The sequence below is a fragment of the Janthinobacterium sp. 64 genome, from assembly GCF_002813325.1.
GTDB lineage: Bacteria > Pseudomonadota > Gammaproteobacteria > Burkholderiales > Burkholderiaceae_D > Janthinobacterium.
The window spans coordinates 2,742,882-2,758,196 of record NZ_PHUG01000001.1; the positions used below are offsets into that span (position 1 = coordinate 2,742,882).

14 protein-coding genes are annotated in these 15,315 nt (G+C 64.7%); all 14 read right to left on the minus strand.

What is annotated here, in order from left to right:
* Nucleotides 1–7: 7 nt before the first annotated feature.
* Complete coding sequence (locus tag CLU91_RS12040) at nucleotides 8–1,396, minus strand: ethanolamine ammonia-lyase subunit EutB (protein ID WP_100874349.1); 1,389 nt, start codon at nucleotides 1,394–1,396, stop codon at nucleotides 8–10.
* 35 nt (nucleotides 1,397–1,431) lie between these two features.
* Nucleotides 1,432–2,895 carry a TIGR01777 family oxidoreductase gene (locus CLU91_RS12045; protein WP_100874350.1) on the minus strand — a complete coding sequence of 488 codons (1,464 nt, stop codon included), beginning with the start codon at nucleotides 2,893–2,895 and terminating at the stop codon, nucleotides 1,432–1,434.
* A complete protein-coding gene (locus CLU91_RS12050) occupies nucleotides 2,892–3,536 on the minus strand; it encodes a DUF4166 domain-containing protein (RefSeq protein WP_198521315.1) in 645 nt (214 codons plus the stop codon). Before CLU91_RS12050 ends, CLU91_RS12045 begins: the two co-directional genes overlap by 4 nt.
* Nucleotides 3,533–4,087, minus strand: a complete 555-nt coding sequence (locus tag CLU91_RS12055; RefSeq protein WP_100874351.1) for a GbsR/MarR family transcriptional regulator — start codon at nucleotides 4,085–4,087, stop codon at nucleotides 3,533–3,535. Before CLU91_RS12055 ends, CLU91_RS12050 begins: the two co-directional genes overlap by 4 nt.
* 67 nt (nucleotides 4,088–4,154) lie before the next feature.
* Entirely contained in the window at nucleotides 4,155–5,273 is a 1,119-nt protein-coding gene (locus CLU91_RS12060) for a fatty acid desaturase family protein (RefSeq protein ID WP_232730719.1), read from the minus strand.
* The gene (locus CLU91_RS12065) at nucleotides 5,270–6,385 is read right to left on the minus strand and encodes a sterol desaturase family protein (RefSeq protein ID WP_100874353.1); all 1,116 of its coding nucleotides are present in this window, start codon (nucleotides 6,383–6,385) and stop codon (nucleotides 5,270–5,272) included. Before CLU91_RS12065 ends, CLU91_RS12060 begins: the two co-directional genes overlap by 4 nt.
* A complete protein-coding gene (locus tag CLU91_RS12070) occupies nucleotides 6,382–7,005 on the minus strand; it encodes a phosphatase PAP2 family protein (protein WP_232730720.1) in 624 nt (207 codons plus the stop codon). The genes CLU91_RS12065 and CLU91_RS12070 overlap by 4 nt, the downstream gene beginning before the upstream one ends.
* 11 nt (nucleotides 7,006–7,016) lie before the next feature.
* Complete coding sequence (locus CLU91_RS12075; RefSeq protein WP_100874355.1) at nucleotides 7,017–8,312, minus strand: F390 synthetase-related protein; 1,296 nt, start codon at nucleotides 8,310–8,312, stop codon at nucleotides 7,017–7,019.
* Nucleotides 8,309–9,139 (minus strand): MBL fold metallo-hydrolase, encoded by an 831-nt coding sequence (locus CLU91_RS12080; protein WP_100874356.1) that lies wholly within the window; start codon nucleotides 9,137–9,139, stop codon nucleotides 8,309–8,311. Before CLU91_RS12080 ends, CLU91_RS12075 begins: the two co-directional genes overlap by 4 nt.
* The gene (locus CLU91_RS12085) at nucleotides 9,132–10,169 is read right to left on the minus strand and encodes an NAD-dependent epimerase/dehydratase family protein (RefSeq protein ID WP_100874357.1); all 1,038 of its coding nucleotides are present in this window, start codon (nucleotides 10,167–10,169) and stop codon (nucleotides 9,132–9,134) included. The genes CLU91_RS12080 and CLU91_RS12085 overlap by 8 nt, the downstream gene beginning before the upstream one ends.
* Before the next feature lie 9 nt (nucleotides 10,170–10,178).
* Nucleotides 10,179–11,159: a 3-oxoacyl-[acyl-carrier-protein] synthase III C-terminal domain-containing protein gene (locus CLU91_RS12090; protein ID WP_100874358.1), complete on the minus strand. Its 981-nt coding sequence runs from the start codon at nucleotides 11,157–11,159 to the stop codon at nucleotides 10,179–10,181.
* Between the two features lie 32 nt (nucleotides 11,160–11,191).
* On the minus strand, nucleotides 11,192–12,100 hold the full coding sequence (locus tag CLU91_RS12095; RefSeq protein WP_100874359.1) for an ion transporter: 909 nt from the start codon (nucleotides 12,098–12,100) through the stop codon (nucleotides 11,192–11,194).
* An 80-nt stretch (nucleotides 12,101–12,180) separates the two neighbouring features.
* Nucleotides 12,181–13,932 (minus strand): cation:proton antiporter domain-containing protein, encoded by a 1,752-nt coding sequence (locus CLU91_RS12100; RefSeq protein ID WP_099401512.1) that lies wholly within the window; start codon nucleotides 13,930–13,932, stop codon nucleotides 12,181–12,183.
* A gap of 111 nt (nucleotides 13,933–14,043) precedes the next feature.
* On the minus strand, nucleotides 14,044–15,276 hold the full coding sequence (locus tag CLU91_RS12105) for a metal-dependent hydrolase (protein WP_100874360.1): 1,233 nt from the start codon (nucleotides 15,274–15,276) through the stop codon (nucleotides 14,044–14,046).
* Between the last annotated feature and the right edge of the window lie 39 nt (nucleotides 15,277–15,315).

Consider the following 15,315-nt stretch of genomic DNA (forward strand, 5'->3'; position numbering starts at 1 on the left):
TGTCCTCCTAGTCGTCCAGGCGCAGCAGGGCCGCCTGGAAGGCAGGCGCCAGCGCTTCGCTCAAACGGCCCTGCGCATCGGTGATCCGCATGCGCGCCAGCCAGGCCGCAAATTCCGGCGCCGGACGCAGGCCCAGCACGCGGCGCGCATACAGGGCGTCGTGGAACGAGGTGCTCTGGTAGCCGAGCATGATGTCGTCCGCGCCAGGCACGCCCATGATGAAATTGCAGCCGGCCACGCCCAGCATGGTCAGCAAGGCATCCATGTCATCCTGGTCCGCTTCCGCGTGGTTGGTGTAGCACACGTCGCAGCCCATGGGCAGCCCCAGCAGCTTGGCGCAGAAATGGTCTTCCAGCCCCGCGCGCATGATCTGCTTGCCGTCGTACAGGTACTCGGGGCCGATGAAACCGACGACGGAATTGAGCAGCAGCGGCTGATACGCGCGCGCCACCGCATACGCGCGCGCCTCGCACGTCTGCTGGTCCATGCCGTGGTGGGCACCGGCCGACAGCGCGCTGCCCTGCCCCGTTTCGAAATACATGACGTTGTTGCCCACCGTGCCGCGCCCCTGCGACAGGGCCGCCGCCTGCCCCTCGGCCAGCAGGGACAAGTCGATGCCAAAGCTGCGGTTGGCCGCCTGCGTGCCCGCCACCGACTGGAACACCAGGTCCACGGGAGCGCCGCGGCGGATCGCCTCGATGGTATTGGTGATGTGTGTGAGCACGCACGACTGGGTGGGAATTTCATACTGCTCGATGACGGCGTCGAGCAGGTGCAGCAGCGAGACCACCTGCGCCACATTGTCGGTGGCGGGATTGATGCCGATCACGGCGTCGCCGCTGCCAAGCAGCAGGCCATCGAGTATCGAGGCGGCAATGCCCGTGGCGTCGTCCGTCGGATGGTTCGGCTGCAGCCGCGTGGATAAACGGTTTTCCAGGCCCAGGGTATTGCGGAAGGCCGTGACGACTTTACATTTTCGGGCCACCAGCACCAGGTCTTGCAGGCGCATGATTTTCGAGACGGCGGCCGCCATTTCCGGCGTGATGCCGGCGGCGACGCGCGCCAGCGTTGGCGTATCCGTCGCGTCATCGAGCAGCCAGTCGCGAAAGTCGCCCACGCACAGGTGAGAAATCGGCGCAAACGCGGCACGCTCGTGGGAGTCAAAAATCAGGCGCGTGACTTCATCGTCTTCGTACGGCACCAGCGCCTCATTGAGGAACAGCGGCAGTGGCACCTCGGCCAGCGCCAGCTGCGCCGCCACCCGCTCGCGCGCGCTGGCGGCCGCCACGCCGGCCAGCACGTCGCCCGACCGCAGCGGCGTGGCCTTGGCCAGCAGCTCTTTCAGGGTGGCGAACTGGTAAACATGGCTGTCTATCGTATGGCTGAAACGGGGCATGGTTCGGTTCCTCCGATGCCCCATTCTACGCCAGGCTACAAACTGCGCAGCGCCCCTTCCAGCTGCGGATAGCGGAAGACAAAACCGTCGGCCAGCAAACGGTGCGGGGCGACCCTTTGACCTTCCACCAGCAAGTCGGCCTGCTCGCCCAGCAAGGCGCGCATGAGGAAGGCCGGCGTGGGCATGATGCTGGGGCGGTGCAGCACGGCACCCGCCACCTGGGCAAAGCGGCGCTGCGCTATGGCTTCGGGTGCGCAGAAGTTATAGGCGCCGCTCACCGCGCCCTGTTCGCTGCGGCGCGCCACATGGGCGATGCCGCGGATCACGTCGCGCACGTGCACCCACGAAATCCACTGCTTGCCGCTGCCCAGCGGGCCGCCCGCGCCGAAGCGGATCGGCAAGAGCATCTGCGGCAGCGAACCCTGGTGGCCGAAGACGAGGCCGAAGCGCATGCAGCCCACCTGCACACCAAATTGCTCCGCCTGGCGCGCGGCCGCTTCCCATTCCTGGCACAGCTGCGACATGAAGATGGCTTGCGGCGCGCTCTCCTCCGTCAATTCCGTCGGATCGCCCTGCGGCTGCACGCCGTAGTAACCGATGGCCGATGCCGACAGCAGCACTCTTGGCTTGTGCTGCGCGCGGGTCATCCACGCCACCAGTTCCTGCGTCAGCGCCACTCTGCTGCGGCGCAAGGCGGCCTTGCGCGCGTCCGTCCATCGATGCCCGACGATGCGCGCGCCGGCCAGGTTGACCACCATGTCGATGTGCTGCGCATCCGCTAATTCGTCGAACGACTGGATGCAACGCACCTGGCCATTAAAAGTCCACGCGGCCTGTTTCGGCTGGCGCGTCAGCACCGTCACCGCATGGCCGTCGGCCAGCAAGGCGCTGACCAGCTGCTGGCCGATGAAACCCGTGGCGCCCGTCACCAGCACGGACTGCGGCGTGCTGGCAAAGCGCAGATGTTCTTCTTGCTCTGCCGTCTCCTGCACTTGGCGCCTTCCCAGCTGCCAAACGGCATACGCGTCGCGCAGGCCGGACAAGCCCACGCCCATGCCGCACAGGGCCAGGAAGACGCTGAGCCAGCCATACGGCTGCCACACGAGAGCCGTCGGCAAGCTGGCCCACTCGCTGCTGTTCAGGGCCAGCAAGGCGATGAAGGCGCCCGCGTTAATTGCCAGCACCGTGTGCGTGACACGCTCCGTGGCGGGCAAGAGGCGCGTCTGGTCTTCCACGACGAAGTCCCACAAGGTCAGCACGATTTCCACGCCAAACACGATCACCAGCACCCAGGCCCAGGCGCCATGCCACTCCCACGCGGCCAGGCCGACGAACAGCAGACTGTAGATCAGGGCACGCGTGGCATGGATCGTCAATTCCAGGCGCGCCGAGGCCTTTTGCGGCAGCGCTTCCGTGATTTCATGGTGGTAGATGGTGTCGAAGGCGCCCAGGCAGCCTTGCGCCGCCATCAGTTGCAGGGCCAGCAAATGCGTATTCATGGTGTCTCCTTGTGTAGGGCGGGCGCGGCGGATTCGCGGAATACGCCGGCCTGGGTAAACGTGGTGCCAAACAGCGCGTGGCGAATTTCGATGCGGATGTTGAACTGCTGCGGCGTCTCGTTGCGGTGGCAAAGAAAGGTTTTTCCGGGCGTGAGTACGCCGGGCAGCGGCAGGCGCCAGCCGAACAGATCCCAAAAATAGCCGTCGCTGGTGAAGTGCAGATTGCCATCCTCGACGTGCAACAGCAGCTTCATGCCCAGGCCCATGCCCACGTATTCGAGCACTTCACCCTTTGCGCTTTCGGCCATGTAGGAGGTGAAGCGGATCGGCGCGCGGCCATGCAGGCGGTAGGTGCGCTGCTTGAAGATGAAGGGGCATCCAGGGCGCGAATAGACTTCGATATCCACGGGGAAGTCGTGATCGTCGTACGGAATCAGGGCGCCATCGATGAAGGGGCGCGTGAGCCAGCCGAGGAGTTTTCCGAGGCGAGAGCTGGTGAGTTCACTGAGTTCTCCCCGGTAGTACAAAGGCTGGCCCGGCGCGGGATTTTTCTCGAAGCGGCGGCGGATGTCCGGGTGCAGGGTTTCCCAGTCGGCACCCATGACCTTTTTGAACAGTTCTCCTTCCGAGGGGCCGCTCATGATTTTGCACGCTTGCCAGGTTTGTCGTCCGGGCTGAGGAACTTGGCCACCTTGCCGCCCATCGACAGCATGCGCTGCAGAGTCGCCGGCGGCAGGTTTTTATAGTCGCTGTAGGTGCTGCTGAGCATTTCCAGGAAGGCCAGCACTTCACCCATGCGCGCCAGCGTTTCCGGCGGTATCGCCGCATCGTGTTCGCCCTCGATCGCGCATTCGCGCAGCACCGTCAGGGTGGGATCGATCTCACGCCGCTTGCGCTCTTCCATGATGACGCGGAAGATTTCCCACACATCCTGCAGGGCGACGAAATGATCGCGCCGGTCCCCCATCACGTGCGTGATGCGCGCCAGGCCCCAGCTTTGCAATTCTTTGAGGCTGTTGCTGACGTTCGACCTAGCCACGTTCAGGCTGGCCGCGATGTCTTCCGCCGTCAGCGGTTCGTTGGCCAGGAACAGCAGCGCGTGGATTTGCGCCACGGTGCGGTTGACGCCCCAGCGGGTACCCATTTCCCCCCAATGGAGAATGTACTTTTGCGTGGTCGGACTCAGTTCCATGATTTTCTCTTATTTCTGTCGTTACAGAAATGTAAGACGAAACAGAAATAGAGTCAAGCGCGACTCGTCAGGACTGTGCGGGAGGCTGCCCCATGGCGCGCAGGAAGGCTTGCTGCGAAGCGTGCAACTGGCCATAACCAAGTTCGCGGTACACAAGGCCGTGGCGCGGGGCCAGTTCAGCCAGGATGCGCGCCAGCGCCGGATAGTGGCGGTGGTTCCAGGTGGGGAACAGATGGTGCGTCAGGTGCAGGTTCAAGCCGCCCAGCCAGTAACCGAGCCAACGCAAACGGCGCGGTTTTGGCGTCCAGTCGCAGGCCGTATAAAAGGTGTGCTGATACCAGTCGTGCGGCAAGGTGCCGTCTGGCCCCGGCTGGAAAAACTCCACTTCGGCCCAGTGCGTGCCGAGGATCAGCGCCACCAGCGCGCACGAAGCGATCATCTGTCCCACGAAATACGCGCCCAGCACCACGTTCCAGGCTATGCCATGCTGCTGCAGCACCCACATGGGCAGCGCCAGCACCAGCGCCACGTGGCCCAGCTTCCAGCCGAGGAACGACAGCCAGCCGCGCCAGCCCTGCAGCCGGCTGTGCGCGGCCACGGGCGTCTTGCCGAAGCGGTCCAGCCAGTCGCCATACCAGTTCAGGTACGGCAGCGACAGGGCCGCCACCACGGGCCAGTACAGGTATTGATAGCGGTACTGGGGCGACCAGCGTTGGAACGGCGTCTGGCGCAGGAAGGGGTTCGGTTCCGTGTCGAGGTCATAGCCCTCCACGTTCGCATACGTATGGTGAAAATGCACGTGGCGGATGGTCCAGAAATCCGTGTCCACGCCCACGGGCAAGCCCACCAGGCGGATCAGGATGCGATTCAGGCGTCCCTGGCGAAAGACGGCGCTGTGGGCCGCGTCGTGCAGGGTATTCATGGCCAGCGCCATGGCCGCGACCAGGCAGGCCACATAGCTGGCGACAAACGGCCAGGTGCCGTCGGCGCTCAAGGCCAGCGCATACAGCCCCGCCGTCAGCGCGGCCAGGAACACGGCTTTCGCATGCAGGCGCGCGTCGCCGAAGCGGTGCCGTCCTTCGCTGGCGAGATAGGCGTCGGCACGCGCGCGCAGTTCGCGGCGGAAGGCGGAATCGCGCGCGGGCTGGAAGCGCAGCGGCGGCAAGGAAGGCACAGGCTGCGTCACGCGCGCGTCCCCGCTGCGGCAGGCCACCACAGGCGGCGCGCACCGTCGAGGCCATGCGCCAGCAGCGCGGCCAAAAACACCATGCCCCATGCATCGCGCGCGCCATACCAGCCCAGGTACAGGGCCGGCATGGCCAGGGCGATGGCCACCCAGGCGATGGCGCCCCAGCGGCGCGCATCGGACAAGCCGCCCAGCGCCAGCGTACCGCTAAAAATCAAGGCGAACAGGATCGCCTGCTGCGCGCCGGCCAGCACCGCTTCGTGGTTGACGTAATAAATCACCAGGCCAAACAGGATCACGCCGCCGATGCCGATGAACAGCTCGGGCACGTGGAAGGTGCCACGCGACTGCCAGTGCGGAAAGCGCGCGCGCAGCCAGGTAAATAATTTTCCGTTGCTGGCCAACAGCGGGTTGTGCGTGGGTGTCATGCCCTTCACGCCATAGCGCATTTCCACGCCATCGAGTTCCGGCTGGAAGCTGCCGAACAACCGGTCCCACAACAGCAGGGTGCCGCCGAAATTGCGGTTGATGTAGCGTTTATCGGTGCCGTGGTGCACGCGGTGGTGCGACGGCGTGATCATGAAACGATCGAGGATGCCGGACTTGTTCACCAGCGCATTGTGGTTGTAGAGCTGCACCGTGTAATGCAGCGACGAGACGACGAGGAAGATTTCCAGCGGCACGCCCAGCACGGCCAGGATGGCGATGAAGGGGAAATTCGTCAGCGAGGAATACCAGGAATTGCGCACACCCAGCGACAGGTTGAAATGCTCGCCCTGGTGGTGCACCACGTGCACGGCCCACAGCAAAGGGATTTTATGGTGCAGCCGGTGCATCCAGTAAAAGCACAGGTCCCAGGCAAAAAACGCGAAGATCCATTGCGCCGCCACGGGCCACTGGTCGACGATGTGCAGGTTCACATGGCGCAGCAGCAGGGCGAAGGCCGCCACTTCCACGCCACGGAACACCCACATCAGGATATGGCCGGAATTGAGGTTGAAAATGACGTCTTTCCACGGCACCGGCGTCTTGCGCACCCATTTGAGTATCAGCAATTCGGCCAGCACGAAGGCCAGCATGATCAGGAACGACAGGGCAAATGGATTCATCATGGTGCGGTTTTGATGGAAACGGCGCGGCGGGCAGCCAAGGATACCTGCATTTTCGCCAGCATGCCGCCAGCGATGCCGACAGCCAGGCCGGCGGCCAGGTCGATGCTCACGTGCCGGCGCAGCGCGATGATGGCATAACAGATGGCCACGCCCAGCACCACGGCCAGCGTGGAGCGCAGCAGCTGGCGTTTGTCGCACAAGGCCCACACGCACAGCAAGGTCAGGGCGCCATGCAGCGACGGCAGGCAGTTTTGCGTGGAGTCCGCCGCCTGCAACATGCGCAGCGCCTGCGTGCTCCAGGCATTCCCGTCACCCACGGGCGGATACGCGAGCGTGGTCGGATACAGCAGGAAGACCACGCCGCACGCCAGCGCGGAGAGCGCCATGGCGCGCGCCAGCCAGCGCACGCGCGCCGCATCGGCCGCCAGGTAGGCGTAGGGGATCAGGATGAAGAAGGACAGGTACAGCCAGATGGCGGCGTCCGTGTAGGGGATGGCGCGGTCGATGGCCGTTTCCGGCAGCAGCACGCCCTGCCCTTGCAGCACATCGCTGGAAAAATACACGAGGCCGACGCTGCCCCAGCCGGCCAGCAGATGCAGCAGGCGGCTGCGTACGGTCATGGAAGAAGGATTCATGCGGTGGCAAGACGCCGGATGCGGCGCCGTTTCATGGTGGGGTCAAAGGGAGGCAGTTCGCCGCTCGTCGTCCAGGCCAGGCCGTCGATGGCCACGCCCAGGCCCTGCAGCACCGTTGCCAGGTGCGCGCGCAGGGCGGCCAGGCCGACATCGTCGAGCGCCGCATGCAGCTGCAAGGCGCTGTCGCCCAACTGCGCCAAGCGGTAATCGGCGTCCGCCGGCAAGGCTTGCGCAAACGCGCGCGTCAGCACGTCGGCAAACACGGCGACGGGGGTGCCGCCACGTGCAGAGGGAAGCAGCAGCATGTCGTCGCAGCGTCCTTCGATGCCATCGATGGCGCGCGTGGCGCGGCCGCACGGGCATGGCGTGGCGCGCGCGATCAGGATGTCGTCCAGGCGGTAGCGCACGATGGGTTGCGTGATGCGCGTAAAGTCGGTAATCACGGGCACAAAACGACGCTGTTCCGCATCGAGCCATTGCGGCTCGATGTGCACGTATTCCTCGTTCAGGTGCAGCACGCCGTGCTCGCAGCTGCTGGCAAGAAAACCCTCGGTGGCCTGGTAGATTTCATGCACGGCGCCAAACGCCTGCACGATCAGCGCGCGGTCCTGCGCTTCCAGCACTTCGGCCACCGAGATGACTTTTTTCGGCGCCAGCGCCAGGCTGCCGTCGATGACGCGCAAGGCCAGTTGGCGCAGCACCTGGGCTGGCGCGACGATCACAGTTGGCTGATAGCGCGCCAGCTGCGCGCACAGCGAATCGAACGGTTCGAACAGGTCGTAAAACGCAAAGGTCAGCCACGGCGAGCGCACGGCCGTGTACAGATTGCTGTTCGCGCGCAGGAACAGCGCGACCTTTTCACCGGAAAACAAGCCGTCGGGCAGCGCCTTGGCCAGCATCACGCCCGCCCATTGGGCCTTTTCGCGGGGGCTGACGGTAAACACGGCGCGCTTCGACGAGGTGCCCGACGATAGCCCCACGGTGATCTCGCCCACGGCGGGCGTGAAGTCGCGGCTATGCTCGGCCGCCATGGCCGCCTCCATCGCCTGCGCCAAAGTCACCCCTTGCGTGTTCATGGCGTCGAAATGCTCGAGCATCAGCGCCTTGTTCATCGTCGGCCACTGCGCCAGGGGCAGCTTGCGGTACGGCGCAAAATACGTGCTGCGCACGCACAGCACCTCGATGAAACGCGCCAGTTGCCGTTGCTGGTAGACGGCCAGCTGCGCGCGGTCCGTAAAGCGCAGGCGGCGCGTGCGCCAGTACGACAGCAACAGCCAGACAATGCGCTTCACGGGCGGCCCGCCACGGCAATGTAGTCGAGAGTGTCTTCATGCGTGATGCGGATCTGCGCATTGCCCGACTGGTGCAGCTGGTGCAGCCGGTTCAAGGTGGCGTAGTACGGCGCGCGCTTGTGCTGGATGATGAAGGACAGTTCCGACGGCCCGCGCAGTTGCTGGAAGCTTTCCGGCACCCAGGCCGCGTCCGACGCCAGCAGGGTCCAGCCGCCACCCTGCAGCACGAAGGCGCCCAGATGGCCGATGGCGTGGCCCGGCAAGTCGACGATGTAGATCTCTCCCGTGCCGCTGACGTCGCGCCCGTGTGTGAATGGCAGCAGGGCCGACGGCAAGGCCGTTTCGGGCACGCTTTCCACGAAATCGAGGCGGTCGGCGATATCGTTCGGCAGCAGTTCGGGCACGAAGGCCTGGCGCACGGCGGCCACGCCGGACAATCCCCGCACGGCGTCCCAGCCCACTTGTGACGCCATCAGCCGCGCGCCGGGAAAATCGCGCAGGCCGGCGATATGGTCGGCGTGGAAGTGCGACAGCAGCAAGGTGTGGATGTCGCCGGGCGATACGCCCTGCGCGCGCAACTGGCCCTGCAGCGACTCGTTCTCGTCGAAAAAAATCGGCGTCACCCACGCATACAGGCGGTACACGCCTTTCGACGTGGCGGCGCGGAAGTGTTCGGCGTAACCGGTATCCCACAGATACAGGCCCGCGCGCGTCTCGATCAGGTAGGCGCGCGAGGGGAAGCAGCGGCTGGCCAGCCCGCTGCCTTTCAAGACCATGCAGGAAGGATGCGTGCAGTGGCCGACGCGAAACGCGGTGATGCTAGCCATTGCGCTCCTTGCCCACCTTGTGCGCCGCCGCTTCCTGGCGCATCCACTGCGCCGTCAGGGCGATGCCGTCCTGCAGGCTGACGATGGGACGGTAGCCGAGCACCTTGCGCGCCTTGGCGTTATCGAGCGTCATGTCGAAACTGAGCGCGCCGATGCTGTAGGGCGTGAGCGCCGGTTCGCGGCGCGTAAAGCGCGAGGCGAACTGCATCAGGCGCGCGACTACCGCCAGCACGCGGTAAGGCACGCTGACGATTTCGAACGGCTGCTGCAGATGGTCGCAGAACAGGGTGCGCAAAATGTCGCACAGGCGCGCCGGTTCGCCATTCGTGATGTTGAAGGCGGCGCCGGAAGCGATGGTCTTGTGCACGGTGGCCAGCCACATCGCGTGCACGACGTTGTCGACATAAGTGATGTCGATGCTGGCCGCGCCGCCGTTGGGCAGCGGCAGCTTGCCGCCGCGATGTTCCAGCACGCGCGCCAGGCGCGGGATCAGCACCTGGTCGTGCGGGCCGAAGATGGCGCGCGGGCGCAGGATCACGCACGTCATGCCGCGCTGGCGGTCGACGCACTCCTGCACCAGCTTTTCCGCCATCGCCTTGCTGCGCGCATAGGCGTTGACGAAAGCGTCGGGGCGGAAGGTTTCCGGCACCTCGTAGCGGTTGCGGTAATCGAAATAGATGGCTGGCGTGGAGATGTGCACGAAGCGCGCCACGTGCAGGCTGGCGGCCGCGCGCAGCAGCTGCGCCGTGGCCGTGACGTTGGCGGCGATGAAGTCGCACTCGGCGCCCCATGGCGAGGACAGCGCGGCGCAGTGCCAGACGGCGTCCATGCCGCGCACCAGTTCGTCGACCTGGCGCGGCGAGGCTTGCGCCAGGTCGAGCGCGACGAATTGCGCACCCATGCGCTCGAGTTCGCGGCCCACGGCGGCGTTGCGTCCCGTGGCGCGCACTTCCACGCCCTGCGCCAGCAGGATGCGCACGGCATTGCGCCCCAAGCCCCCCGTCGCTCCCGTGACCAGTATCCGCCTCATCACACCACCTTACAGGTCAAGTATCATGCCGCCGATGGTCAGGCCTGCGGCCGTGCCCATCATCAGCAAACGCTGGCCGGCCACGGCCCGCCCCGTCATCACCGCCTCATGCAGGGCGGTGGGCAGGGAGGCAGCCACCTGGTTGCCATGCGTTTCAAAGATCTTGATGATTTTAGCATCGGGGACGTCGAGGATGCGCGCCGCATGCGCGAGTCCCAGCGGACTGGCCTGGTGCGGCACGACCACGTCGACTTTTTCCAGTCCCGCGCCCGATTCCTGCATCAGTTCCGCGAGGAAATCCGGCATCACCTTGACGGCCAGGCGGAATACGGCCTTGCCATCCATGCGGAACAGGTAGTCGCCCGGTTCGCAGCCGTTGCGCGGATTGCGCTCGGTGCCGCCGCCGCGGATTTCGCAGTAGCGCCGCCCTTCCGGATACGTGCCCATCTTGTAGGCGCGGATGCCGGCGCTGCCGTCACCGCGCTCGACGATGACGGCGGCGGCGCCGTCGCCAAAGATCATCGACGCTTCCGGCTCGCTCCAGTCGACCCCGCGCGAGGCCAGGTCGGACGAGACGATGGCGATGCGCCGGTAAGCACCGCCGGCCAGCATGGACGCGGCCACGCGGAAGGCGGCCATGAAACTGAGGCAGCTGGCATTGACGTCGAAGCTTTGCGTGCCGGGCGGCAAGCTCGCATGTTCGGCCACGAAGCAGGCCGTGTTCGGCAACGCCTGCTCGGGCACGCCGTTGGCGCAGATCAGCAAGTCGATGTCGGACGGACGCAGGCTGGCGTTCTTCAGCGCGTCGAGCAGGGCGGCGGCGCCCAGCTGGCTTTGCGATTCATCGGGCGCGGCGACAAAGCGCGACAGCACGCCGCTCTTGCGCAAGGTGTAGCCGGGCGGATGGCCCAGTGTCAGGTCCAGGCTGGCGGAAGTCACACTATGCGACGGCACGGCTTTGCCCGTCGCGATCAGGCGAACTGGAATCATGTTGGCCTTAACAAAGTAAATATGGTTATGAATTAATCACGTGCCAGCGGCGGCAATGCGACACCGCAGTTCTTGCAAAAGTTGGCATCGTCATCGAGCCCTTCTTTCAGGCACGTGGGACAGGTACGCGTGGTGACCAGCTTGGAACTGCGCTGCACCGTCATTTCGGCGCTGATAATGCCGGTAGGCACTGCCAGGATGCCCCAGCCGAGCAGCATCATCAGCGAAGCGATGGTGCGCCCGATGTCGGTCTTCGGCGTGATATCGCCGAAACCCACCGTGGTCATGGTGCTGATGGCCCAGTAAATCGACGTGGGGATGCTGCTGTAACCGTTCTCCGGCCCTTCCACGACGTACATCACAGTACCCAACAGAAAGACCACCATCATGACAAAAGACAAGAAAATGAGGATCTTGCGCCGGCTGGCCAGCAAGGCCCGCCCCAGCACCGTGTATTCATGCACATACGACGTGAGCTTGAGGATACGGAACATGCGCAGCAGGCGCAAAATACGCACGTCGATCAGCACGTGCGCGCCCGGCAGCAGCAAGCCGATGTAGGTCGGCACGATGGCCAGCAAGTCGATGACGCCGAAAAAACTCTTGGCGTAGCGCACCGGATGCTGCAGGCACGCCAGGCGGGCAAAATATTCGATGGTAAATAGAATGGTGAAAAACCATTCGAGCGCCGTCAGCCAGGTGCCATAGCGCTCGGCCATGGAAGCGACACTGCTGAGCACCACCACCGTCACGCTGATCAGGATGGCGGCGATCAGCAGCAAATCAAAAGCGCGGCCCGTGCGCGTTTCCGCCTCGAAAATGACGGTGTACACCTGCTCGCGCCAGCCCCGCTCGGGCTTGCCAAATTTTTGCTGCGTTTCCTGCGCCGCCAGCTGCTGCGGCGTCAACGGTGCCGCTGCGCTCTTCGTCGCGGCTTTCATGTGGGTAGTGTGCTCATATACTATTATTGTATAGATAATTTACAAAGCACGGCGACACGCACGATTGCCTGACAACAACACTACGACAGCTTCTTCGCCAGCAGCACGGCATTGCGCCGCTCGCGCTCGGCTTGCACGATGTCCGTCGTGCGCGCTTCCGACAGGCCCACCGTGTGCAGCACGGTGGCCGTCAGCTGCAGCGCGGACTCCAGCGCCTCGGGCACGACCAGGGTGGCGCCCGCCTGTATCAGGGCCACGGCATGCGCCTCATCGCGCGCCCGCGCATACACGGGCAGCTGCGGATATTCGCGGCGGATCGATTTCACGGCATGCAGCACGGAGGCCGCATGGTCCATGGTCAGCACCACGGCGGCGGCCCGGTCCGCATTGACTTTTTGCAGCAATTCCGCGCGCGACGCATCGCCGAAATACACGGGGAAACCGCGCGGATGCAGGGTCGTCACCAGCCGCGCATCATTTTCAATCGCCACATACGCAATATCCTGCTCCGTCAGCACCTTGGCCAGCAATTGCCCCACGCGGCCGAAACCGGCGATGATGACGGTGCTGCCCTGCGGCGGCGGCGCGCCGTGCGCCAGGTCGGCCAGCTGATGGTGGTGGCGCTTTTCCCACCAGTTGCCGAACGCGCGCGCCGCCTTGGCCAGCGCCGGCGTGGCGAACAGGCTCAGGCCCACCACCAGCATGACGAACTGCGCCACCTGCGGGCCGATCAGCTTGGTACCGAGCGCATACGCGACAACGATGAAGGCGAACTCGCCGCCCTGCCCCAGCAGCACGCCCGTTTCCACGGCGCGTCCCCAGTGAAAGCCGCCAATGCGGAAAATCACACTGATGACGAGGGTTTTCACCGCAAACAGGCTCAGCACTGCCAGCGGAATCAACACGGGCGACTTGAGGATTTCGCGCACGTCGATCTGCATGCCCACGGACATGAAGAACAGGCCCATCAGCAAGCCCTTGAACGGCTCGATCGTCACTTCCACTTCGTGGCGAAATTCCGTCTCCGCCAGCAGCAAGCCGGCCAGCAAGGCACCCAGCGCCATCGACAGGCCCGCCAGATACGTCAGGCCCGCGATGCCCAGGGTGCTGAGCAGAGTTAATGCCATGAAGACGTCGGGCTGGCGTTTCTTGACGAAAAACTGAAACAGCGGGCGTATCACGCGGCGTCCCAGCAGATAAATCAGCAGGATGGCGCCGGCCGATTTCACGGCCGCAAAGCTGAGCAGATACGCCAGGTCGTCGCTGCGCCCGCTGGCGAACACGTCGATCAGGATGAACAGCGGCACCACCATCAGATCCTGGAACATCAAAATGGAAAAGCCCGCCTGGCCGGCCGGCGTCTGCAGCGAGCGCTGGTCGGTCAGCAGCTGCATCACCACGGCCGTGGACGACAGCGACAGCACCAGGCCCAGCACGATGGACGCTTCCAGCGACAGGCCAAAGTAATACGCGACGCCGCCGATCAGGCAAGCGCTGACGGCCACCTGTCCCACGCCCGCGCCGAATACCCAGCGCCGCAGCGCCCACAGCCGTTCCGTCGACAGTTCCAGGCCGATCATGAACATCAAAAACATCACGCCCAGCTCGGCCAGGCCGCTCACCTGCTCGGCACGCACGAACGAAAAATACGTCAGCCACGTGAAGTCGCCGGCCCACAGGCCGAAGCCGAACGGGCCGAACAGGGCGCCCACGGCCAGGAAGCCGAGCACCTGGTTGACTCTCAGGCGTTGCAATAGCGGGATAAAAATCCCGGCCAGGGCGAGAAACAGCAGGGTTTCCCGCAAATACGGTAAGGCGTGTTGCTCTTCCAAAATAATCCTAACTAAATATCATTCTTGCTGAATTGGTAGTGTCGCATGCTGGGCCCTGGCGAAGCAGGGCCACACGCGATATTTTTTGCCTAAAAGCAACACATCCGTTCGCTATTTCGGCGGCGCCAGCATGTCGGCACGGGGGCGGTCCCAGCCCGGCACGTAGGCGGGACACGGCCGGTTGCGGAACTGCTGCAGTTCCACGCTCGTGAAATTGGGCAGCATGCCGGGATTGAAACGCACGTCCGTCAGCTTGTCTGCATGCAACCTGGGCATGCGCGCAAAGCGGAACCAGGCGTCGACATAGCAATTGTCTTCCTGCAAGGCGCGCAAGGCGGCCAGGCTGCCCGCCGCCTGGGCCGACACGGCGATGCCGGGCGCCAGTTGCCGCCCTTGCTTGCTGGTTTCGGCCAGCCCGGCCGGGCAGGCGGCGGGCGCCAGCGACTCGGGCAGCAGGCTCAGGGTACCGCGCCGCAAGGTATACACGTCCGTCTTGCTGTCGAGCGAGACGTAGATCCAGCACAGCGGGTTGCTGGGAAACGCCGTCATCGACACGTCCCACACGCGCGTGCCGGGATCGAGCCGCTGCACGGCCGCCTCGATGCGACTGCGGCCGAGGGCCGACGCCACGCCCTGCGTGCCGATGAAGGTGGCGGCCAGCGCGAAGGCCAGCAGCAGCGGTCCGCGTCCCCGTTCGCCGGCCCGCCCCTGCAGCACGGCCAGGATCACGCCCAGCCCCAGCAGCACGGCCAGCGAGACGGGCGCCAGATAGGTTTTATAGGTGAAGAAACACAGGGCTGCCGCCAGCCCCGCCAGCAGCACGCTTTTGACGATGCCATAGCGCAAGGACATGATCACGGGCACGCCCAGCAGCACCCAGAACATGGGCTCGACAATGAAGACCATGTCGCCATACAGCCAGCGGCTGTCGAATGGATAAAACGGGTGCAAGCCATAGGAATTGAGGAAATCCATGCCCATGTGCAAGCAGAATCCCAGCAGCAGACAGGCCGCCAGGCCGATGCGGGCGGGCACGCTCTCCTTGAGCAGCCTGCGCGCGCCGGGCCACAGCAGCCACAGCAGTGCCAGCAAGAGCAGCGCCTGCGGCAAGGCCAGCAGCAAGGTGTGCGTGTGGCCACGGTGGTGCAACATGTAGCCGAACGGGCGCGGCAACAGTTTGGTCAGCACCAGGTCCAGGTCGGGCGCGTTGCTGGCAAACCAGGCCGAAAACAGAAACAGCGCACGCCGGGTGCGCTGTGCGGGTGCCTGCGGCTCGGGCGGCAGGCTGCGGTGTACCAGTTCGCCGACCCCGAGGCCGATGACCGAATGCGTAATATTATCCATCGGGCAATTTTACAGGATGCGGCCATCCCAAGAGCAAAG